Origin of the sequence: Achromobacter sp. ACM02, assembly GCF_014851605.1 — a bacterium.
GTDB lineage: Bacteria > Pseudomonadota > Gammaproteobacteria > Burkholderiales > Burkholderiaceae_B > Achromobacter > Achromobacter aegrifaciens.
The window spans coordinates 184,180-204,363 of the sequence record NZ_JACUZY010000003.1 but is presented as its reverse complement, the minus strand read 5'-3'; the positions used below and the strand labels follow the sequence as shown (position 1 = coordinate 204,363).

Below are 20,184 nucleotides of genomic sequence, written 5' to 3'. Positions count from 1 at the left end.
CGCCCGGCCATTATTGGTCGCGCTTGACTTCCTTGAAGTCGGCGTCGACGACATTGTCGTCCACCGGCTTCGCGTTGTCGGCCGCTTGCTGCTGGCCGGCGGCTTGCTGCGCCTGCATGTCGGCGTACATCTTTTCGCCCAGCTTCTGCGAAACCGTCGACAGGGCTTCCACCTTGGCGTCGATCGCGGCCTTGTCGCCGTCCTTCAGCGTGTCTTCCAGTTCCTTGATGGCGGCTTCGATGCCTTCCTTTTCGGAAGCCTCGAGCTTGTCGCCATATTCGGTCAGCGACTTGCGGGTGGCATGCACCAGCGCATCGGCCTGGTTGCGCGACTGGGCCAGTTCGGCAACGCGGTGATCTTCCTCGGCATTGGCCTCGGCATCCTTGACCATGCGCTGGATCTCGTCTTCCGACAGACCCGAGTTGGCCTTGATGGTGATCTTGTTTTCCTTGCCGGTGCCCTTGTCCTTGGCGGACACGTGCAGGATGCCGTTGGCGTCGATGTCGAAGGTGACTTCGATCTGCGGCATGCCGCGGGGCGACGGCGGGATCCCTTCGAGGTTGAACTCGCCCAGGGCCTTGTTGCCCGCAGCGATTTCGCGCTCGCCCTGGAACACCTTGATCGTCACGGCCGGCTGGTTGTCGTCAGCGGTCGAGAAGGTCTGCGAGAACCGGGTCGGAATGGTCGTGTTCTTCTGGATCATCTTGGTCATCACGCCGCCCAGGGTTTCGATGCCCAGGGACAGGGGGGTGACGTCCAGCAGCAGCACGTCCTTGCGGTCGCCCGACAGCACGGAACCTTGAATGGCGGCGCCAGCGGCGACGGCTTCATCGGGGTTCACGTCCTTGCGCGGATCCTTGCCGAAGAATTCCTTCACCTTTTCCTGGACCTTGGGCATGCGGGTCATGCCGCCGACCAGAATCACGTCGTCGATGTCGGAAACCTTCACGCCGGCGTCCTTGATGGCCACGCGGCAGGGCTCGATCGTGCGTTCGATCAGTTCTTCGACCAGCGCTTCCAGCTTGGCGCGCGTGATCTTCAGGTTCAAGTGCTTCGGGCCCGAGGCATCCGCCGTGATGTACGGCAGGTTGATTTCGGTCTGTTGCGCCGAGGACAGCTCGATCTTGGCCTTTTCGGCCGCTTCCTTCAGGCGTTGCAGGGCCAGCACGTCCTTGGACAGGTCAACGCCTTGTTCCTTCTTGAACTCGGCAATGATGTAGTCGATGATGCGCTGGTCGAAGTCTTCGCCGCCCAGGAAGGTGTCGCCGTTGGTCGACAGCACTTCGAACTGCTTTTCGCCGTCCACATCGGCGATTTCGATGATGGACACGTCGAACGTGCCGCCGCCCAGGTCATAGACGGCGATCTTGCGGTCGCCCTTTTCGGTCTTGTCCAGGCCGAACGCCAGCGCGGCAGCGGTGGGTTCGTTGATGATGCGCTTGACTTCCAGACCGGCGATGCGGCCAGCGTCCTTGGTGGCCTGGCGTTGGCTGTCGTTGAAGTAGGCGGGCACGGTGATGACGGCCTCGGTCACTTCTTCGCCCAGGTAGTCCTCGGCGGTCTTCTTCATCTTGCGCAGCACGTCGGCCGACACTTGGGGAGGCGCCATCTTCTTGCCGCGCACTTCCACCCAGGCGTCGCCGTTGTCGGCCTTGACGATGGCATAGGGCATCAGGTTGATGTCCTTCTGCACCGCCTTCTCTTCGAACTTGCGGCCGATCAGGCGCTTCACCGCATACAGGGTGTTGCGCGGGTTGGTCACGGCCTGGCGCTTGGCCGGCGCGCCGACCAGGGTTTCGCCATCGTCCATGTAGGCGACGATGGAGGGGGTGGTGCGAGCACCTTCCGCGTTTTCAATGATTTTGACCTGCCCGCCGTCCATGACAGCCACGCAGCTGTTGGTCGTGCCCAGGTCAATGCCAATAATCTTGCTCATGGTCGGTTACCTTGATTGAATCTATGAAAATAGGGAGAAACTTCTTGTCCCCACATAACTGGGGCTGCCCGCAGGGTTTTTCAAGACGCCTGGCCGGAATTTTCTACAGCCGTTTCCTGCAGGCGGCGCATGGCCGCGGTGAATTGCGGCAGGCCGGGCCAGCCGGTGACGCGGCCCAGCCGCTTGCCAGCGCGGTACAACACAAAAGTGGGGACACCATGCAGCGAGAAGCGCCTTCCCAGCGCTTCGTCCGCGTAGACGTCGGCTTCGAACCAGGTCAGCCCCAGCTCCAGCAGCGCGTCCCGGTGCAGCAATGCGGTCTGCTTGAAAATATTGCAGTTATAGCAATCCTGTCCCCAGAGGAACACGCAGCGCAGATCCGTCCCCGGCGCCTGCACCACCGCCGCGTCGAATCCCTCGGTGTCGACGTGCCGCATGCCGAACACCTGGAATATCTGGGCGGGGTCGAACCGGGGATCCGTCATGGCGCGCCGCCTGCTCAGCCCTGGCCGGCGGACACCACGACCAGCGCGGGGCGCAAGGTCCGGTCGGCGATGGCGTAGCCCTTTTGCAGCAGCTGGACCACGGTATTGGCGGGCTGCTCGGCGGGGATGGACGAAATGGCCTGGTGCAGGTGCGGGTCGAACTTGTCGCCCTGTGCCGGCGCGATTTCCTTGAGCAGATTGCGCTCGAAGGCGGCCGTCAGCTGCTTGAGGGTCACTTGGACGCCTTCGCTCAGGGTTTCAACGGTTTGCTCAGGCTGGGCCAGCGCTGCTTCCAGGCTGTCCTTGACCGGGACCAGGCTTTCCGCGAACGACTCGATTCCGAACTTGCGCGCCTTGGACACGTCTTCCTGTGCACGGCGGCGCACGTTCTCGGCTTCGGCCCGGATGCGCAAAAGCTGGTCCTGCTGCTCATTGACGGTAGCCTGGGCGGCGTCCAGCTGGGCGCGCAACTCGTTCAGCTCGGCCTGCACGGCGTCCTCGGCGGCGGAGGCCGCATCGGCGTTCTGGCCGACTTCGGGCGTCTGATCTACAGGCTCGTTGGGTGCCGTCATGGGGAATCCTCCAAAAAGTATGGCTTTCGCAGACATGAATGGGGGCCAATACCCCTATTTCAAGCCCGGGAAAGCAAATATTCCCTGACGGCGCCAGCCAGCAGAGGCAGGCGGAATGTAATCAGAAATCCGCCCAATTTCTGCCAAATGCCGTCAAATCTCAGACTGCAAGCATAGATTCAGCGCTTTTCGACGCCATCCGGCAAATGGCGGACGCCCTCTGCGCCAGGCTATTTCTTGTGCGGCTGTGCGGGCGCCACCGGGTCGCTGGCGGGAAAACTGTCCTTCAGGGCGCGGTCCACGGCGCGGTCCTCGTCCGGCTCGGGGCTGATCGCGATGGGGTCGCTGGCGGGGAAGGTCTCGGCAAGCGCCTCGTCCAGTTCGTGTTCCACCTGATCTTCGTCCACCGGGGTACTGACCTGCCCCTTTTTGACGATCTTTCCAGTCTTGGGATCATGGTGCATGCGCCTTCTCCTTCAAGTCCGTGATTTGCGTGGGCCACCCCTGCAAGTGGCGTGCCACCAGGTCGGCCAGCCCTGCGATCCAGGCCGGATCGTCGTTGATCGCCGGGATGTAGCGGAAACGCTTGCCGCCCGCCCCGATAAAGGCGTCGCGGCACTCCAGGCTGATCTCTTCCAGGGTTTCCAGACAGTCTGCCACAAAACCCGGGCACACCACATCGACCTCGGTAACCCCGGCGGCGGCCAGCGCCTTCAGGGTCGGTTCGGTATAGGGCTCCAGCCAGCGGGCCGTACCGAAACGGCTCTGGAAGGTCACCTCGACCTGTTCGCGCGGCAGCGACAGGCGTTGGCCCAGCAGGCGCGCCGTTTCCATGCAGTCGCGGTAGTACGGGTCGCCCAGTTCGATCGAATAGCGCGGCAGGCCGTGAAAGCTCATGACCAGCTTCTGCGGTTTGCCGTGCTCTTGCCAATAGCGTTCGATGCGACCGGCCAGCGCGTCCAGATAGGCCGGCTCTTCGTGGAAACGCTTGATGAAGCGCAGCTCGGGCTGGTCGCGCAGGCGGCCGGCATGGCGGGTGACCGCATCCACCACCGTGGCGGTGGTGCTGGCGGCGTACTGCGGATAGAGCGGGACGGTCAGTATGCGTTCGCAGCCCTGCCGGCGCAGCCGGGAAATGGCGTCGGGGATCGAGGGGTTGCCGTAACGCATGCCCAGCTCCACCACGGCGTCGATTCCGGCCTCGGCCAGGGCCGCGCGCACACCATCGGCCTGTCGCTGGCTGTACACCATCAGGGGCGAGCCTTCCTTCATCCAGACGCCGGCGTAGCGCGGCTCCAGCTTCTTGGGCCGCATCGTCAGCACCAGGCAATGCAGGATGGGCTTCCACAGATAGCGCGGGATCTCGATCACGCGCGGGTCGGACAGGAACTCGCCCAGGTATTTGCGTATGTCTTGCTTACCCGGGGTGTCCGGGGTGCCCAGGTTCACCAGCAGCACGCCGACCTTGGCCGGCCCGCGAGGCGCGGGGTCTTCGTTGAAGGGGTCCTCCTGCTCGGGTTCCGGCAGATAGCGCTCAGGCCACAGGTACTTGAACAGGCGAAGAAACACAAACACTCCCCTTCCTCCGCAAGGAGGACGTAGCTTCGGATGGACCTACTGGTTGTGGCTGAGGGCGTTGGACAGCAAGCGCGCCGTGATATCCACGATGGGAATGACGCGTTCGTAGGCCATGCGCGTGGGACCGATCACGCCCAGCGTGCCCACGACCTTGCCGTCCACGCCGTAAGGCGCGGTGATGACCGAGACCTCTTCCATCGGCACCAGCTGCGAATCGCCGCCGATGTAGATCTGCACGCCCTGGGCGCGGGTGGACACGTCCAGGAGCTGCAGCAGGTCGGTCTTTTTCTCGAACAGCGAGAACATCTTGCGCAGGCGGTCCATGTCGGAGGCGATGTCGGTCACGTCCAGCAACTTGCGCTCGCCGGAAATGACCATGGCATCGCCGTCCTCGGCGGCTTCCGCGCTGGCTTCGACCGCGGCCTGCATCAGGCGCGAGATGTCCTCGCGCAATTGCGCCAGTTCGGTCGACAGGGTTTGCCGCACGACATTGAAGGACTTGCCGGCGAAATGCATGTTGAAGAAATTGCCGGCTTCCAGCAGTTCCGCTTCGGCATAGTCGCGCTGAACGAAAAGGATGCGATTTTGAACATCGCCGTCGGGCGTGACGATGATGAGCAGCACGCGCTTATCGGACAGGCGGATGAATTCGATCTGGCGGAACACCTGGGCGCGCTTGGGCGTGAGCACCACTCCCGCGAACTGGGTCAGGTTGGACAGCAGGGCCGCGGCGGCATTGACGGCGCGCGTGGGTTCGGCGGCCGCCAGCATCTCGCCCATGTTGTGCGGTTCGAGCTGGTAGGACTGCACCGCCAGCAGCGAATCGACGAACATGCGGTAGCCCCGCGGCGTGGGCACGCGGCCGGCGGAGGTGTGCGGGCTGTGGATCAGTCCCAGTTCTTCGAGATCCGCCATCACATTGCGGATCGTGGCCGGGGACAAGTCGAATACTTTCGATAGCGTCCGCGAGCCGACTGGCTGCCCATCGGCGATATAGCGTTCGATCAACGCTTTCAGTAGTGCGCGTGCGCGGTCATCCATAACAAGTATTTTAGGGAATCTTTTTCAATTGAGGCGATTTTTGTCCCGCAAGCACATATGCGGCCCCATATAATCGGCTAAACCGCCCATTCCGGGCAGGTTTCGGCTTCTGGTCCGGCCTTTTTTGATACGCAAGCAGCCATGCATTTTCCTACCGTAGCCCTGATCGGCAGATACCAGGACACCGGCCTGGACACACCGCTGAGAGCACTCGCCCACGCGCTGACGCAAGCGGGCCGGCAGGTGCTCATCGATGCGGACACGGCGCGCAACACCGGGCTGACCGAATACCCCGTCGCCACGCTCGAGGAAATCGGCAAGACCGCGTCGCTGGCCGTCGTCATGGGCGGCGACGGCACCGTGCTGGGCGCCAGCCGCCACCTTGCTCCCTATGGCATGCCGCTGGTCGGCATCAACCACGGACGCCTGGGCTTCATCACCGACATCGCGTTGCAGGACGCGCATGGCGCGCTGGCGCGCGTGCTCGAAGGCAGCTTCCAGATCGAGGAACGCATGCTGCTGGAAGGCAGCGTGTGGCGCGGCGATCAGAAAATGTATTCCGCGTCGGCCCTGAACGACGTGGTGCTGAACCGCGCGGGACGCGGCGGCATGATCGAAGTGCGGGTGGAGCTGGACGGCGCCTTCATGTACACGCAGCGCGCCGACGGCCTGATCATCGCCACGCCTACGGGCTCCACCGCGTATGCGCTGTCGGCCAACGGTCCCATCCTGCATCCGGGCATGAACGCCATGGTGCTGGTGCCGGTGGCGCCGCAAACCCTGTCCAACCGCCCCATCGTCATTCCCGACTCCGGCGTGCTGAACATGACGCTCACGGCCATGGGCCGCGTGGAAGTCGGCGCCAGCGTGCATTTCGATATGCAGACCTGGTCCGACCTGCAGCCGGGCGACCGCATCGTCGTGCAGCGCGCGCCCTATACCATCCGCTTCGTGCATCCCGAAGGCTACAGTTTCTTCTCCACCCTGCGCCGCAAGCTGCACTGGAACCTGATGCCCGAAGCCTCCGACAACGTAGAGTAGTAAGCGCCCCGACATGCTGCGCACCCTGCATATCCGCGACTTCGTCATCGTCGAACAGACCGAGATCCATTTCGGCCCCGGCTTTACCGTCTTTTCCGGTGAGACCGGCGCAGGCAAATCCATACTGGTGGACGCGCTGGCGCTCACGCTGGGCGAACGCGGCGACGCCAGCATGCTGCGCGAGGGCGCGCCGCGCGCCGACATCACCGCGGTCTTCGATACCCCCAAGGGCCTGATCGCCTGGCTGCAAGAGCGCGAGATCGACGCCGACACGGAACTGTCCCTGCGCCGCGTCATCGACGCCCAGGGCCGCAGCCGCGCCTACATCAATGGCACGCCGGCCACCGTGGCGCAATTGCGCGAACTGGGCGACAGCCTGGTCGACATCCACGGCCAGCATGCGCACCAGAGCCTGATGCGCGCCGACGCCCAGCGCGACCTGCTGGATGCCCACGGCGGCCATGGCGAACTGCGCAACTCGGTCGGCCAGGCCTGGAAGCAATGGCGCGCGTTGGCGCGCCAGCTGGAATCCGCCGAAAAGGACGCCGCAAGCCTGGCTACCGAACGCGACCGCCTGCAATGGCAGGTCGACGAACTCGATCAGCTGAATCTCGGTCCCGACGAATGGGATGCGCTGCAGTCCGAGCACACCCGCCTGTCGCATTCGCAATCCCTGCTGGATGGCGCCAACCAGATCCTCGAAGGGCTGGACGGCGAAGGCGATTCCGCGCACCACCGGCTCACCGCGGCCAACCACCGCATCCAGCAGATGCTGCGCCACGATCCCGGCTTGCAGGGCGTCTACGATGAACTGGAATCGGCCCGCATCGCGATCAGCGAGGCCGTATCGGACCTGAACAACTACGTCAGCCGAGTCGATCTCGATCCTCAGCGGCTCGTAGCGGTCGAGGCGCGCCTGGGCCTGGTATTCGAAACCGCTCGCAAATTCCGCGTCGAGCCCGACGCGCTTTGCGAGCTGCGCGACACGCTGCATGCGCAGCTCAAGGCGCTGCAAGCCGCGGGCGACATCGATGCCCTGCGCGCCCAGACGCAAGCTGCGCAGGCGCAGTACGACGCCACGGCCGCCAAGCTGACGACGGCGCGCCGCAAGGTCGCCAAGGACCTGGGCAAGCAGGTCACGCAAGCCATGCAGACGCTGGCCATGCAGGGCGGCAAGTTCGAACCCACGCTAGCCGAATCGGCGCCGTCCGCGCACGGCAACGAGCAGGTTGAGTTCCTGGTGGCCGGCCATGCCGGCACCACGCCGCGGCCGCTGGCCAAGGTGGCTTCGGGCGGCGAACTGTCGCGGATTTCGCTGGCGCTGTCGGTCATCGCCAGTCGCGCTGCGCGCGTGCCGACGCTGATCTTCGATGAAGTCGACAGCGGGGTGGGCGGCGCGGTGGCCGAGGCCGTCGGCAAGCTGCTGCGCGAGCTCGGCGAACGTCATCAGGTGCTGTGCGTGACCCACCTGCCCCAGGTCGCGGCCTGCGCCAACAACCAATTCCTGGTCAGCAAGGCGGAATCGCGCGGCGCCACCCGCTCCAGCATCGAGGAACTGGACGCTTCCTCCCGCGTGGAGGAAATCGCGCGCATGCTGGGCGGCATCAAGCTCACGGCGACCACCCGCGAACACGCCCGCGAAATGCTGGAAGGTTTCGGGCAGAACTGAAGCGCTGGCCCGCCGCTTTACGGCGGGACGCCGGCAAAAACAGGGCCGATTCGCGCCATAAAAAAATCCCCTTCACATTGAAGGGGATTTGGATCTCACGGACCCGCTGCGAGCGTAGCCGCGGGCCGTAGGCAGGGCCGGATCAGCGGCCCTTCATGCAGCTGCCGCAGATGCCATACAACACCATGGCGTGGCTTTCCAGCGCGAAGGAGTTGTCCTTGGCAATCTTTTGCTGACGCTTTTCGATTTCGGGGTCCGAAAACTCGACCACCTTGCCGCAATTCGTGCAGATCAGGTGATCGTGGTGATCGCCGTCGTTGAGCTCGAACACCGCCTTGCCGCTGTCGAACTGGCTGCGGGCAAGGATGCCGGCCTGTTCGAACTGGGTCAGGACGCGATAGACGGTGGCCAGCCCGATTTCGACGTTTTCGCCGATCAGGGCGCGATAGACGTCTTCGGCGCTCAGGTGCCGTTGATCCGATTTCCGGAAAATATCAAGAATTTTCAGGCGGGGAAACGTCGCCTTCAAACCCATGTTCTTCAGTTCGCTTTGGTCGCTCATGGTGTAATCGCTCTCCGTCCGCGTTGGCATGGGCAGGATAGGTTCACCGCGAGCCGGCTCACCGAAATCATGCCGCCACGCGGAACTATCCTTATGAAACCTTTATGATAACGGTTTTGTCTGCTTCCAAATAATAGGGGCGCGTAGTGTCCATGATTGCACGAATTCCCTCCCGCTCGCTGAAGACCGGCCTGGCGGTGGCCGCTCTGGCCGTCGCCCTGGCTGGATGCTCGGGGGACAAGTGGGGCTTCCCCTACAAGGCCGGCGTCCAGCAAGGAAACTGGATCACCCAGGAGCAGGTCGCCCTGCTGCAGCCCGGCATGACGCGCGAGCAGGTGCGCTTCGCCCTCGGCAGCCCCACGCTGACCAGCGTGCTGCACGCCAACCGCTGGGACTACCCCTACTACTACAAGCCTGGCTACGGCGACGCCCAGGAACGCAAATTCACCGTCTGGTTCGAAAACGACCGCCTGACCCGCTGGGAAGGCGACAAGCAGCCAGAACTGCAGCCTTACCAGATCAATACGCCCAACGCTGTCGCCGACGAAAAGGCAGACAAGCGCCTCATCGAAGAAGAAACCCGCCAGAAGGAAGAGGAAGACCAGCGCAAGCGCGACTCCGCCGCCCCGGTCAGCCCCCTCAACCAGTACCCTGGCCAGCCCGGCAACGCCCCAGAGCCGCTCAAGTAACACCAAGGACTATCTATGCGTATCGCAATTGCCGGCGCCAGCGGCCGTATGGGCCAGATGCTGATCGAAGCCGTGCTGAACGCCTCCGGCCTGCAGCTCGCCGTGGCGCTGGACCGCCAGGGCTCGGCCGCGCTGGGCCAGGACGCCGGCGCGCCGCTGGGCAAGCAGACGGGCGTGGCCATCACCGATGACCTCGACGCCCTGGCCCAGGCCGACTGCCTGATCGACTTTACCCGCCCCGAAGGCACGCTTGAACACTTGCAGGCCTGCGTCAAGCACGGCGTGAACGCCGTCATCGGCACCACCGGTTTCGACGACAACGGCCGCGCCGCGATCGAAGTCGCCGCCCAGAAGATCGGCATCGTCTTCGCGCCCAACATGAGCGTGGGCGTGAACGCCACGCTCAAGCTGCTGGACATGGCCGCTCGCATCCTGAACTCCGGCTACGACGTCGAAGTCTTCGAAGCGCACCACCGCAACAAGGTCGACGCGCCTTCGGGCACCGCGCTGAAAATGGGCGAAACCATCGCTTCGGCCTGGAACGTGGCCCTGCCGGACGTCGCCACCTGGAGCCGCCACGGCGATACCGGCGTGCGCAAGCCGGGCACCATCGGCTTCTCGGTGCTGCGCGGCGGCGATATCGTCGGCGACCACACCGTGTCCTTCTGCGGCACCGGCGAACGCATCGAAATCACGCACCGCTCGGCCAGCCGCGCCACCTACGCGGAAGGCGCCCTGCGCGCCGCCCGCTTCCTGGAAGGCAAGCACAACGGCCTGTACGACATGCAATCGGTGCTGGGCCTCTGAAGCCCTACCCTGCAAAAAAGGACCCTACGGGGTCCTTTTTTCTTGCCCGGCCCAAACGGCCTCACACCACCACGGGTTCCGGTTCGAGCCGCACGCCGTAGCGCTCGGACACCGCGGCCTGGATGGCATGCGCCAAGCCCATGATGTCGGCCGCCGTGGCCCCGCCGCGATTGACCAGTACCAGAGCCTGGCGCTCATGCACGCCCGCGGTCCCCAGCGAGCGGCCCTTCCAGCCGCATTGGTCTATCAGCCAGCCGGCCGCCAGCTTGTAGCCGCCGTCGGGCTGGACGTAGGACACCAGACCGGGAAAACGGTCCAGCAGCCTGTCCCGCACTTGCGCCGACACGATAGGGTTCTTGAAAAAACTGCCTGCGTTGCCCGTCACCGCCGGATCGGGCAGCTTGGCGCGGCGGATCTCGCACACCGCGTCGAAGATATCGCGGGCGCTCGGCTGTCCCGCCGCCAGCCGCGCGTGGCGCTGCAAATCAGGGTAGCCCAGCACAGGCCGCCAGGGCCGGGGCAAGGCGAAACGCACACTCACGATGACCCAGCGTCCGGGCTCGTCGTGCTTGAACACGCTGTCGCGGTAGGAAAAGCGGCAATCGGCCGCGCTCATTTCGACCAGGCGCCCTGCGCGCACGTCCCAGGCGGTCAGGCTGTGGAAACGCTCCTGCAGTTCAACGCCGTAAGCGCCGATGTTCTGCACCGGTGCCGCGCCCACCGTACCCGGGATCAGCGCCAGGTTTTCCAGCCCGTCCCAGCCCTGGTTCACGCAGGTTTCGACAAAGCCGTGCCAGGTCTCGCCGCCCGCCGCCTCGATCAGCCAGGCATCCGGACGAGCTTCCAGCAAGCGCACGCCCTTGAACGCGACGCGAGCCACCAATCCCTGCACCTGGCTCGGCAATACCAGATTGCTGCCTCCCCCCAGCACCAGCAGGGAAGACGTCTCGTGCGCCAGCTGCGACAACGCCGGCAACTGCGCCGCATCTTCCAGGGTCACAAAGGCCCCGGCCCGCGACGCCAGGCCCAACGTATTCAGCCGGGTGAGATCCTGGCTGACGGGCGACAAGGCTGGGGACGGAAGAACTTTGGCGGGAGAATTTGACATGGATGCTGCGGATTGCTATAGTTTCTGTCTTCGCTCATATTACTTGATTGAGTGCTTGCCCTGAATTTCAGGCTTTGTTCGCAAACTGCTTGCAGTGAACAGACCCAAATAAGTCCAGGCCAAGACAAGCTCAAAAAAATCATGTAGAATGCGCGCCTTCTGATCGATAACCAAGTTGATCAGAGTGAATAAGAAAACAGGTTCTGGCTGTTTCAAGTGCAGAACCCATGCGGGAGTAGCTCAGTTGGTAGAGCGCAACCTTGCCAAGGTTGAGGTCGCGAGTTCGAGACTCGTCTCCCGCTCCAAATTCTGATTTCCAGATTCTTTCTGGAAATCCTTGAGAAAGGGCCTTCGGGCCCTTTTTTCATTTCTGCTCGCAACGCGGGCATCTCCCCACGCTGCCTGCGGCCATATTGCGCCGCCCTCTCCGTCCCCCACTGTCACACGCCCTATGACATACGCGGCCTTGGCCTGCGTCATTCATGCTGGACGCCAGGACAATTTTCGTGGATTCGAGGAAGCCCGCGCCCTGCCCGGCTTCCGTACCATTCATTACGTCCTAGGACAAACAAAACGGCGCGGTGGCAGAGTGGTCATGCGGCAGATTGCAAATCTCCTGAGGTTGGTTCGATTCCAGCCCGCGCCTCCAAGACCAGCCTGGCATGTCGGCCCATGAGGCACGGGTGCCGGGACGCAGCCGCCCTGGCGGCACGCCAAGGAGATCGCCTTGATTCAAGTCACCCTGTTCCACGACGGCTGCAATCTCTGCCTGGGCATAGACCGCAGCATGGCCGCGGCCTTCGCGACGCCTCAGCATCGCTACGAATCATTCGATCTCGCGCGGCAGCCCGGGTCCGCCGCCCAGGCCCGGGCGCTTGGCATCACCCGCCTGCCGTCCCTCGTCATCGATGGTCGTGTGCTGCGCCTGGAAGACCATTCCCCCATCGAGCACTACGTCTGAGATTGGCGCGGCCGGATCCGAGCCCGTTGCGACGCTCCCGCTCTTGAAGGCCGCTGCCCCGTTGAACCACGCAAGGAGCCCATCATGAGCAAACTCACCACCGCGTTCGGCGCCCCCGTGCCCGACGACGACAACACGATGACCGCCGGCCGGCGCGGGCCGGCGCTGTTGCAGGACGTCTGGTTCCTGGAAAAGATGGCGCACTTCGACCGCGAAGTGATCCCCGAGCGGCGCATGCACGCCAAGGGAGCCGGCGCCTTCGGCACGTTCACCGTCACCCATGACATCACGCGCTACACCAAGGCCAGGATCTTCAGCCAGGTAGGCAAGCAGACCGAAATGTTCGCCCGCTTCTCGACCGTGGCGGGCGAACGCGGCGCGGCCGACGCGGAACGCGACATCCGCGGATTCGCGCTCAAGTTCTATACCGAGGAGGGCAACTGGGACCTGGTCGGCAACAACACGCCGGTCTTCTTCGTGCGCGATCCGCTGAAATTCTCCGACCTGAACCGGGCCGTCAAACGCGATCCTCGCACCGGCATGCGCAGCCCGCAGAACAACTGGGACTACTGGACGCTGCTGCCCGAGACCCTGCACCAGGTGACGCTCATCATGGGCGACCGCGGCATTCCGAAGAGCTATCGCCACATGCATGGCTTCGGCAGCCATACCTATAGCTTCATCAACGCCGCCCGCGAGCGCTTCTGGGTCAAGTTCACCTTCAAGACCCAGCAGGGCATCCGGAACCTGACGGACGCCGAGGCCGGTCAGGTCATCGCGGCGGACCGCGAAAGCAATCAGCGTGACCTGTACGAAGCGATCGAACGCGGCGAGTTTCCGCGCTGGACCCTGTATGTACAGATCATGCCCGACGCCGAAGCCCATACCTATCATCTCAACCCCTTCGACCTGACCAAGGTCTGGCCGCACAAGGACTATCCGCTGATCGAAGTCGGCGTCCTGGAGCTCAATCGAAACCCCGAGAATTTCTTCGCCGAGGTCGAACAAGCCGCGTTCAGTCCCGCAGCAATCGTGCCCGGCATTGGCTTCTCTCCGGACAAGATGCTGCAGGGCCGCCTGTTCTCGTATGGCGACACGCAGCGCTATCGGCTGGGCGTGAACTACCCGCAGATCCCGGTGAACGCGCCTCGCTGCCCATTTCACAGTTATCACCGCGACGGAGCGATGCGCGTGGATGGCAACGGCGGCAGCACGCCCGCGTACACGCCCAACAGCCATGGCGTCCTGCAGGCGCAGCCGGACTATTCCGAACCGCCGCTGGAGATCAGCGGCGCTGCGGCCCGCTGGGATCACAGGGAAGATACCGACTACTACTCCCAGCCCGGCAACCTGTTCCGGTTGATGGCGGCGGACGAAAAACAGAGACTGTTCCAGAACACCGCGCGCGCGATCCGCGGCGCCTCCAGGGAAGTCATCGAACGCCATATCGCCAACTGCACCCGGGCAGACCCGGCCTATGGGCAAGGCGTGCGCGACGCGGTCGCGCAGACGGAACAAGACCGTCCGCGGGCCGCCCCCTAGGTTCAAAAAACATCAACCAACCCGCCACGGATAGCCGATACACTGAACTCTCCCATAGCCGGTAAAAAACAGGCGCGCGGCGCACAGCCGACGCAGCCCCAGCGGAGAGACAGGTGCTTGGATCCCAGTTGATTATCCGTACGCTGCATCGCCTGGGCGTCAAGACCATCTTCAGCCTGTCCGGCAATCAGATCATGCCGCTCTACGATGCCTGTATCGACGCAGGCATCCGCATCATCCATGTGCGGCATGAGGCGGCCGCCGTCTTCATGGCGGACGCCTGGTCCCAGATCACCGGCGAGCTTGGCGCCGCGATGCTGACCGCCGCGCCCGGCATCACCAATGGCCTGGCGCCGCTTTACTCGGCGTCGCAGGCGGAAAGCCCCGTGCTCCTCATCTCCGGCGACTCCTCGGTAGGAGAAGACGGCATGGGCGCGTTCCAGGAACTGGACCAGGTTTCCATCACCCGTTCCTTGACCAAGCTATCGCTGCGTCCGCGGACCGTGCAGGAGCTTTATCCCGCGCTCGACCGCGCGGTCGCGCAAGCGCTTGCCCCACGGCGCGGACCGGTTCATCTGGCCCTGCCCTTCGACCTGATGACCGCGGAGACGGGCTTGGCAGAACTGCCCGCCACTACACCGAAGCGCGAGCCCGCTGCAGTGGACGCAGCCGGCCTGGAACAGCTCGCCGCGCTGCTTGACTCGGCACAGCGCCCCCTGTTGCTGGCAGGCCCCACCGGAGCGCGTCCGCACATGCGCGCGGTTCGCGAGAAGCTGGAAGCAACGCTAGGCGTGCACCTCATCCCCATGGAAAGCCCGCGCGGCCTGAAGGACCCTTCCCTGGGCTCCCTGGCCGAAATCATTCCGCAGGCGGACCTCATCGTGCTGGCCGGCAAGTGCCTGGACTTCACGCTGGGCTTCGGCGGCACGGGCGCGCTGGGCAAGACGGCCCGGGTCGTGGCGATAGACCCCGACCCCGCGATGCTGGAACGCGCGGCCCGCCTGCTGGGCGACCGCCTGGCTCTGGCCCTGCAGGGCGATCCCTACACCGTGCTGCCGGCATTGCCAGCGGCGCCAGCCCCGGCCGCGCGCGCCTCGTGGCGCGCGCGCGTGGACGAAGCGCTGCGCAACCGGAACACTCTGGGCGCCGCGGCTTGCGCCGATGGAGCATTGGGGCCGCGCGCGCTATGTGAAGCGGTCCAAGCGTTTCTCACGTCCGCCCCCAATCCCATCCTGGTCTGCGACGGCGGCGAATTCGGCCAGTGGGCGCAGGCATACTGCCAGGCGCCGGTGCGCATCATCAACGGCATGTCGGGCGCGATCGGCGCAGGCATCTGCTACGCCATCGCCGCCAAGATCGCACAACCAGAGGCCACCGTGGCCGTGCTCATGGGCGACGGCACGGCGGGCTTTCACCTGATGGAGCTGGACACGGCCGTGCGCGAGCGCGCCGCGATCGTCGCCGTGATCGGCAACGACCTGCGCTGGAACGCGGAACACTTGATCCAGATGCGCACCTACGGTCCGCAAAGGCTGATCGGCTGCGAACTCGCGCCGACCGCGCGCTACCACGAAGTCGCCGCGGCGCTTGGCGGAGCCGGCTACGCCGCCCGGGACCGCGACAGCCTCGCCACCGCGCTGCGCGCGGCGGCGGACAGCGGGCTGCCCGCATGTGTCAACGTATCCCTGGCGGGCGAACCCGCTCCGGTTTTCAGCGCATCAACGCAGTCCGCGACCGGTCATTGACCTCGAAGCATCGAGCCCAGCTGCAGTCCGGTTTCGTCCCTTAGCACGACAGGAGACTTCTCATGATGAGACCTACCGGCCTCTGGCCGGGCGCGTTCGCTCGCGCCGCGATTTGCATGCTGGCCGCGCTTCCGGGCCTGGCAACCGCCCAAGCCTATCCCGCCAAACCCGTCCAGCTCATCGTGCCGTTCAGCGCGGGCGGCGACGCCGACATGGCGGCCCGCAACTTGTCCGCCGCCGCGCAAGGCCTGCTTGGCCAGCCGCTGGTCGTCGTCAACAAGGCCGGGGCGAACGGCGCGATCGGCTCGGCCGCCGTGAAGAACGCCGCTCCCGACGGCTACACCCTGCTCGTCGGCCGGATAGGCTCCCAGGTCCTGCTACCCGCGCTACAACCCAAGACCACGCCCTATACCGCCCGGGACTTCACGTACATCGGACTGCTGGAGCTGAACCCCGTGGTCTGTGTGGTGCATCCGGACAGCCCTTACAAGACAATCGGCGATCTGGCACAGGCTTTGAAGGCCCATCCCGGCAAGCTCAACTACAGCCATTCCGGTCCGGCCACGGTGCAGAATCTTGCGCCGCAGCTGCTGCTCAGCAGTCTCGGCCTGAAATCCGAGGCCGTGGTCAACGTCCCCTACAAGGGCGGCAACGAGGTCGCGCTGGCGGTGCTCAGCAAGGATGCGGACTTCGCCTGCAATAACCTGAGTTCGATGACGGGCATACTTGCCAGCGGCAAGCTGCGCGCCCTGCTGACGACCACGCCCGAACGCCTGGCGCAGTTCCCCGACATCCCGACCGCGCGCGAGCTGGGGCTGCCTCAACTCGAAGCTGTCGTAGGCTGGAGCGGACTGTTCGGGCCGCCGGGCATGAGTCCCGAAGCGGTGGCCAAATGGGCCGACGTGCTCAAGCAGATCGCACAGGATCCGAAGTGGATCGCCGGCAACGCCAACTTCGGCGGCATCCCCCACGTCCTGTCCCCCGCGGAAACGGAAAAATACGTGAGCCAGGGAGCCGCGATCTATGCCGACCTTGTGGCCAAGGCCGGGTTGCAAGTCAATTAACCCGCCTCATTGCCCGCTCCAGGCGGTCCGCCAAGTCCGGCGGACGCCGGGATCGCCTCGCGCAGGTAACCGACGAATGAGGATACGGTCAGCGGCACGCGCGGCGTGTAGGGCCTGACTGCGTACAGCCGTTCTGCATATTCGCCCACCACGCGCCACCCGCGCAGGACCTCGACCAACTCTCCGCTGCGCAGGGCCTGGTTGGCGCTGAAATCCGGCACCAGCGCGATCCCCAGGGATCCGGCAGCCACCTCCCGCAGCACTTCGCTGTTGTTCGCGGTGAAGCTGCCGCGCACCGGAACCGCCACGCGCTTGTCTCCGTCACGCGACTCGAACGACCAGGTAGCGCTGCCGCTGCGCCGCAGGTAGTGCAGGCAATTGTGGGCGGCCAGATCCATCGGCGTCTTCGGCGTGCCGTGCTGCGCCAGGTACTCCGGGGCCGCAACCAGCACGGAGCGCGTCTCGCAGATGACCGACGCGACGTGCGTGTCCGGCACGCCGGCCACATGCCGGATAGCCAGGTCGAAGCCTTCGGTAGCCAGGGACGCCAGATGGTCGCTGAGTTCCAGCTGGATCCGCACGTCGGGAAAATTCTTCAGGAATCCGGGTATCAGCGGCGCAATGACCTGACGTCCCAGGGCTACGGGTGCGGTCACGGACAGCACGCCGCGCGGCCCCTCGGACAGGTCCCGCACGGCCGAGAAGCCCTCTTCGATGCGCAGAAAGGCCGCCGCGGTCTGGTCGACCAGGCTCTGCCCCGCCTCGGTCAGGCCGACGCTGCGGGTGGTGCGGCGCACGAGGGGGACGCCAGCCGCCTGCTCCAGTTCCACGATGCGCTGGCTCACCGACGCCTTGCTGATCTGCAGGCGGCGCGCGGCCGCCGTATAGCTGCCGGTATCGGCCAGCACCCCAAGGCAATGGATATGCGACCACAGATCTTCCAGACGCCTGGTTTTCGTCATGCCTTGCTCCATTGTTCGAAACATCAAACACTGATTCCAGCCCTGCGGTCTCGACGTCCGGGCGGCAATGCGCGACATTGCCAGCTCCAGAACACCATGCATGAGCCCAGGAGCCAGCCATGACCGCAAGCAATGCCAGCGCCCAATCCCGCGATGCCGGACACTATATCGGCGGCAGCCTCGTCGACGGGACAGGCAGCCGCCAGCCCGTCTACAACCCGGCCACGGGCGCCGTCGCCAAGCAGGTGGCGCTGGCCACGCCCGACGAGGTGAACCGCGCCGTGGCCAGCGCCCGGGCGGCATTTCCGCAATGGGCGGACACCCCTCCCATCCGCCGCGCCCGCGTGCTGTTCAGGTTTCTTGAACTGATGAACAAGCATCGCGACGAACTTGCCCACCTGATCACCGCCGAGCATGGCAAGGTTTTCAGCGATGCGCAAGGCGAAGTCACTCGCGGCATCGACATCGTCGAGTTCGCCTGCGGCGTTCCCCAGTTGCTGAAGGGCGCCCACACCGAGCAGGTTTCCACCGGCATCGACAACTGGACGCTGCGCCAACCGCTGGGCGTGGTGGCGGGCATCACGCCGTTCAACTTTCCGGTGATGGTACCCATGTGGATGTTCCCGGTGGCGATCGCGGCGGGCAACACCTTCGTGCTCAAGCCCAGCCCCACCGACCCCAGCGCATCGCTGCGCATCGCCGAACTGCTGCGCGAAGCGGGGCTGCCCGACGGCGTGTTCAACGTGGTGCAGGGCGACAAGGTGGCGGTTGATGCGCTGCTGGAACACCCGGACGTGAAAGCCATCAGCTTCGTCGGATCCACGCCCATCGCCAACTACATCTACGAGACCGGCGCACGCCATGGCAAGCGCGTGCAGGCCCTGGGCGGCGCCAAGAACCACATGGTCGTGATGCCGGACGCCGACATCGACCAGGCGGTCGACGCCCTGATCGGCGCCGGCTACGGCTCGGCCGGCGAGCGCTGCATGGCGATCAGCGTGGCGGTGCTGGTGGGCGACGTGGCCGACCGGCTGCTGCCCAGACTGATCGAGCGCACCAGGACGCTGAAGGTGCTGGACGGCGAGAACCCCGCGGCCGAGATGGGCCCCATCGTGACCCGCGCCGCGCATGAGCGCATCAGCGGCTATATCGATCTGGGCGTGCAGGAAGGCGCGCAACTGCTGGTGGACGGCCGCGGCTTCCAGGGTTCTCAGGCAGGCGCAGGCTGCGGCGACGGTTTCTGGATGGGCGGCACGCTGTTCGACCACGTCACGCCGGACATGCGCATCTACAAGGAAGAGATCTTCGGCCCGGTGCTGGGCTGCGTACGCGTGAAGGATCTGAAAGAAGCCGTGGATCTCATCAATGCCCACGAATTCGGCAACGGCGTGGCCTGCTTCACCCGCGACGGCAACGTCGCGCGCGAGTTCGGCCGCCGCATCGAGGTTGGCATGGTGGGCATCAACGTACCCATCCCCGTGCCCATGGCCTGGCATGGATTCGGCGGCTGGAAGCGCAGCCTGTTCGGCGACATGCACGCTTATGGCGAAGAAGGCGTGCGCTTCTACACGCGGCAGAAGTCGATCATGCAGCGCTGGCCCGAAAGCATTGGCAAGGGCGCCGAGTTCGCCATGCCGACGGCCAAGTAACGGCAGCCTGTCTCACGCAGGCGAGACCCATCCGCGATAGATGGCGCCTGCGCCCGCTATCGCGAGCAGAACGAAGATGGCCCGCTTCAGCAGTTCCGGGGACACCCGAACCCTGAGGCGGGATCCGCCGTACAGGCCGATCAGGGCCACGGGCAGCAGCACGGCGGCCGCGAACAGGATTTCCGGCTGCGCATACAGTCCGGCGGCGCCGAAGGCCGCCGCCCGGATGAGGCCGCTGGCCAGGATGACCACCGAGATCGTGGCGCGGAACTGGTCCAGCGCATCCAGCCGGCGCGACAGATAGATGGTGTAGATCGGCCCGCCGGTCCCGAACAGCGCACTGAAGATGCCGCCGAACACGCCGAACGGCAAGGCCCAGAAAGTATTCAGCGGCGCCGACGGCTTGGCCCCGCGCGCGCCCCGCAGGCCCTTGATGCACACCGCCAGCACGAAGCTGCCCAGCAGGATCAAAGGCCAGCGAGCGCCGGCATTGTGCAGCAGCGTCACACCCAGCCCTATCCCCAGCAGCAGCCAGGGAAACAGGCGCTTGAGTTCGACCAGGGAAACGCGCCGCCAGTTGCTGCCGCCCACCAGCGCGGTGCAGGCCAGGTCGAACAGCACCACCAGCGGAACCGCGAACTGCAAGGGCATGAACTGGACCAGCAGCGGCACGGCCACCATGGCCGCGCCGAATCCCGTCATCCCGAAGACGACATAGGCGGCAAGGACGACGGGTGCGGCAAAGGCGAGCGTATCGGGCGGCATCATGCGGA

General features: G+C 65.0%; 19 protein-coding genes and 2 tRNA genes. 11 read left to right on the top strand and 10 right to left on the bottom strand.

Annotated elements, in window-relative coordinates; all coding sequences use genetic code 11:
- Positions 1 to 10 precede the first annotated feature (10 nt).
- The 6 genes from dnaK to hrcA all read right to left on the bottom strand — a co-directional run bounded on the left by dnaK (position 11) and on the right by hrcA (position 5,612).
- Positions 11 to 1,936, bottom strand: a complete 1,926-nt coding sequence (gene dnaK / locus IB258_RS09825) for a molecular chaperone DnaK (protein ID WP_054450039.1) — start codon at positions 1,934 to 1,936, stop codon at positions 11 to 13.
- Between the two features lie 80 nt (positions 1,937 to 2,016).
- Positions 2,017 to 2,421, bottom strand: coding sequence for a thioredoxin family protein (locus tag IB258_RS09820; RefSeq protein WP_054450037.1), 405 nt, complete (start codon positions 2,419 to 2,421; stop codon positions 2,017 to 2,019).
- A 14-nt stretch (positions 2,422 to 2,435) separates the two neighbouring features.
- Positions 2,436 to 2,993, bottom strand: coding sequence for a nucleotide exchange factor GrpE (gene grpE, locus IB258_RS09815; protein WP_054450035.1), 558 nt, complete (start codon positions 2,991 to 2,993; stop codon positions 2,436 to 2,438).
- Between the two features lie 230 nt (positions 2,994 to 3,223).
- The gene (locus tag IB258_RS09810; protein ID WP_013391860.1) at positions 3,224 to 3,457 is read right to left on the bottom strand and encodes a hypothetical protein; all 234 of its coding nucleotides are present in this window, start codon (positions 3,455 to 3,457) and stop codon (positions 3,224 to 3,226) included.
- Positions 3,447 to 4,562 (bottom strand): ferrochelatase, encoded by a 1,116-nt coding sequence (gene hemH / locus IB258_RS09805; protein ID WP_054451294.1) that lies wholly within the window; start codon positions 4,560 to 4,562, stop codon positions 3,447 to 3,449. The genes IB258_RS09810 and hemH overlap by 11 nt, the downstream gene beginning before the upstream one ends.
- Before the next feature lie 45 nt (positions 4,563 to 4,607).
- Entirely contained in the window at positions 4,608 to 5,612 is a 1,005-nt protein-coding gene (gene hrcA, locus IB258_RS09800) for a heat-inducible transcriptional repressor HrcA (RefSeq protein WP_054450033.1), read from the bottom strand.
- A 141-nt stretch (positions 5,613 to 5,753) separates the two neighbouring features.
- On the opposite strand from hrcA, the gene IB258_RS09795 reads away from it, so the two are divergent.
- The gene (locus tag IB258_RS09795) at positions 5,754 to 6,653 is read left to right on the top strand and encodes an NAD kinase (RefSeq protein WP_054450031.1); all 900 of its coding nucleotides are present in this window, start codon (positions 5,754 to 5,756) and stop codon (positions 6,651 to 6,653) included.
- Positions 6,654 to 6,666: 13 nt separating this feature from the next.
- Positions 6,667 to 8,322: a DNA repair protein RecN gene (gene recN, locus IB258_RS09790; protein WP_119450762.1), complete on the top strand. Its 1,656-nt coding sequence runs from the start codon at positions 6,667 to 6,669 to the stop codon at positions 8,320 to 8,322.
- 142 nt (positions 8,323 to 8,464) lie between these two features.
- Here the strand turns inward: recN and fur are convergent, their stop codons facing one another.
- Positions 8,465 to 8,884, bottom strand: coding sequence for a ferric iron uptake transcriptional regulator (gene fur / locus IB258_RS09785; protein ID WP_043543731.1), 420 nt, complete (start codon positions 8,882 to 8,884; stop codon positions 8,465 to 8,467).
- 152 nt (positions 8,885 to 9,036) lie between these two features.
- Between fur and IB258_RS09780 the strand changes: the two genes are divergently transcribed.
- A complete protein-coding gene (locus tag IB258_RS09780; RefSeq protein WP_054450027.1) occupies positions 9,037 to 9,573 on the top strand; it encodes an outer membrane protein assembly factor BamE in 537 nt (178 codons plus the stop codon).
- A gap of 15 nt (positions 9,574 to 9,588) precedes the next feature.
- A complete protein-coding gene (dapB, locus tag IB258_RS09775) occupies positions 9,589 to 10,380 on the top strand; it encodes a 4-hydroxy-tetrahydrodipicolinate reductase (protein ID WP_054450025.1) in 792 nt (263 codons plus the stop codon).
- Between the two features lie 61 nt (positions 10,381 to 10,441).
- Here dapB and murB read toward each other — a convergent pair whose 3' ends face one another.
- Entirely contained in the window at positions 10,442 to 11,488 is a 1,047-nt protein-coding gene (gene murB, locus IB258_RS09770) for a UDP-N-acetylmuramate dehydrogenase (RefSeq protein WP_192352523.1), read from the bottom strand.
- Between the two features lie 229 nt (positions 11,489 to 11,717).
- Between murB and IB258_RS09765 the strand changes: the two genes are divergently transcribed.
- From IB258_RS09765 to IB258_RS09740, 6 genes are all read left to right on the top strand, one after another.
- Positions 11,718 to 11,793 (top strand) — tRNA-Gly (locus tag IB258_RS09765).
- Positions 11,794 to 12,063: 270 nt separating this feature from the next.
- Positions 12,064 to 12,137, top strand: a tRNA-Cys gene (locus IB258_RS09760).
- Positions 12,138 to 12,215: 78 nt separating this feature from the next.
- The gene (locus tag IB258_RS09755; protein WP_054450019.1) at positions 12,216 to 12,449 is read left to right on the top strand and encodes a hypothetical protein; all 234 of its coding nucleotides are present in this window, start codon (positions 12,216 to 12,218) and stop codon (positions 12,447 to 12,449) included.
- Positions 12,450 to 12,533: 84 nt separating this feature from the next.
- Complete coding sequence (locus IB258_RS09750; protein ID WP_054450017.1) at positions 12,534 to 13,991, top strand: catalase; 1,458 nt, start codon at positions 12,534 to 12,536, stop codon at positions 13,989 to 13,991.
- A gap of 128 nt (positions 13,992 to 14,119) precedes the next feature.
- Positions 14,120 to 15,736, top strand: coding sequence for a thiamine pyrophosphate-binding protein (locus IB258_RS09745; protein WP_225590348.1), 1,617 nt, complete (start codon positions 14,120 to 14,122; stop codon positions 15,734 to 15,736).
- 62 nt (positions 15,737 to 15,798) lie between these two features.
- A complete protein-coding gene (locus IB258_RS09740) occupies positions 15,799 to 16,800 on the top strand; it encodes a tripartite tricarboxylate transporter substrate binding protein (protein ID WP_054450013.1) in 1,002 nt (333 codons plus the stop codon).
- Here IB258_RS09740 and IB258_RS09735 read toward each other — a convergent pair.
- Positions 16,797 to 17,762 carry a LysR family transcriptional regulator gene (locus IB258_RS09735; protein ID WP_119452072.1) on the bottom strand — a complete coding sequence of 322 codons (966 nt, stop codon included), beginning with the start codon at positions 17,760 to 17,762 and terminating at the stop codon, positions 16,797 to 16,799. The genes IB258_RS09740 and IB258_RS09735 overlap by 4 nt on opposite strands.
- A gap of 119 nt (positions 17,763 to 17,881) precedes the next feature.
- On the opposite strand from IB258_RS09735, the gene IB258_RS09730 reads away from it, so the two are divergent.
- Complete coding sequence (locus tag IB258_RS09730; protein WP_119452066.1) at positions 17,882 to 19,411, top strand: CoA-acylating methylmalonate-semialdehyde dehydrogenase; 1,530 nt, start codon at positions 17,882 to 17,884, stop codon at positions 19,409 to 19,411.
- A 12-nt stretch (positions 19,412 to 19,423) separates the two neighbouring features.
- Here the strand turns inward: IB258_RS09730 and IB258_RS09725 are convergent, their stop codons facing one another.
- The gene (locus tag IB258_RS09725; protein ID WP_306650015.1) at positions 19,424 to 20,179 is read right to left on the bottom strand and encodes a sulfite exporter TauE/SafE family protein; all 756 of its coding nucleotides are present in this window, start codon (positions 20,177 to 20,179) and stop codon (positions 19,424 to 19,426) included.
- Positions 20,180 to 20,184: the final 5 nt, after the last annotated feature.

Coding starts and splice junctions, on each gene's coding strand:
- recN (WP_119450762.1), top strand. CDS start 6,667: ATGCTGCGCACCCTGCATATCCGCGACTTCGTCATCGTCGAACAGACC.
- IB258_RS09730 (WP_119452066.1), top strand. CDS start 17,882: ATGACCGCAAGCAATGCCAGCGCCCAATCCCGCGATGCCGGACACTAT.
- IB258_RS09725 (WP_306650015.1), bottom strand. CDS start 20,179: ATGATGCCGCCCGATACGCTCGCCTTTGCCGCACCCGTCGTCCTTGCC.
- IB258_RS09735 (WP_119452072.1), bottom strand. CDS start 17,762: ATGACGAAAACCAGGCGTCTGGAAGATCTGTGGTCGCATATCCATTGC.
- hrcA (WP_054450033.1), bottom strand. CDS start 5,612: ATGGATGACCGCGCACGCGCACTACTGAAAGCGTTGATCGAACGCTAT.
- IB258_RS09820 (WP_054450037.1), bottom strand. CDS start 2,421: ATGACGGATCCCCGGTTCGACCCCGCCCAGATATTCCAGGTGTTCGGC.
- IB258_RS09810 (WP_013391860.1), bottom strand. CDS start 3,457: ATGCACCATGATCCCAAGACTGGAAAGATCGTCAAAAAGGGGCAGGTC.
- IB258_RS09740 (WP_054450013.1), top strand. CDS start 15,799: ATGATGAGACCTACCGGCCTCTGGCCGGGCGCGTTCGCTCGCGCCGCG.
- dnaK (WP_054450039.1), bottom strand. CDS start 1,936: ATGAGCAAGATTATTGGCATTGACCTGGGCACGACCAACAGCTGCGTG.
- IB258_RS09795 (WP_054450031.1), top strand. CDS start 5,754: ATGCATTTTCCTACCGTAGCCCTGATCGGCAGATACCAGGACACCGGC.
- dapB (WP_054450025.1), top strand. CDS start 9,589: ATGCGTATCGCAATTGCCGGCGCCAGCGGCCGTATGGGCCAGATGCTG.
- IB258_RS09750 (WP_054450017.1), top strand. CDS start 12,534: ATGAGCAAACTCACCACCGCGTTCGGCGCCCCCGTGCCCGACGACGAC.
- grpE (WP_054450035.1), bottom strand. CDS start 2,993: ATGACGGCACCCAACGAGCCTGTAGATCAGACGCCCGAAGTCGGCCAG.
- IB258_RS09780 (WP_054450027.1), top strand. CDS start 9,037: ATGATTGCACGAATTCCCTCCCGCTCGCTGAAGACCGGCCTGGCGGTG.
- fur (WP_043543731.1), bottom strand. CDS start 8,884: ATGAGCGACCAAAGCGAACTGAAGAACATGGGTTTGAAGGCGACGTTT.
- murB (WP_192352523.1), bottom strand. CDS start 11,488: ATGTCAAATTCTCCCGCCAAAGTTCTTCCGTCCCCAGCCTTGTCGCCC.